The organism is Psychrobacter sp. CAL346-MNA-CIBAN-0220 (assembly GCF_040309805.1).
Lineage (GTDB): Bacteria > Pseudomonadota > Gammaproteobacteria > Pseudomonadales > Moraxellaceae > Psychrobacter.
This window is the reverse complement of the sequence record NZ_JBEOPF010000248.1, coordinates 1-274: the sequence shown is the minus strand read 5'-3', so window position 1 is coordinate 274 and position 274 is coordinate 1. Positions and strand designations below refer to the sequence as shown.

The 274-nt window shown below is 38.3% G+C and carries 1 protein-coding gene; it reads left to right on the top strand.

What is annotated here, in order from left to right; all coding sequences use genetic code 11:
- Window positions 1-274 (top strand): TonB-dependent receptor domain-containing protein (locus tag AAEY88_RS13515; protein WP_350563215.1); only part of this gene is annotated, 274 nt, incomplete at both ends.

Genomic DNA, 274 nt, shown 5'->3' with positions numbered 1-274 from the left:
CCAATATTGATTTAGGTTTTAGACGCTTTAGCGGTGACTTTGGTTACTCTGTAAACTTTTTTTATAATGATATTAAAAATTTTTACTTTCAAGAAAATACTGGCTTAGTATTTGATGAAGAACATGGTTTAGAAGCGGCTGATAACGGCCACGACCATGGTGTGGCGGTGTATCAGTTTACCAGTAAAGACGCCGAGCTGTATGGCTTAGAGTTTGATGCGCATTATAAAGTTAACGCAAGCACCTTGGTTAAAGTATTTGGTGACTCTACGCG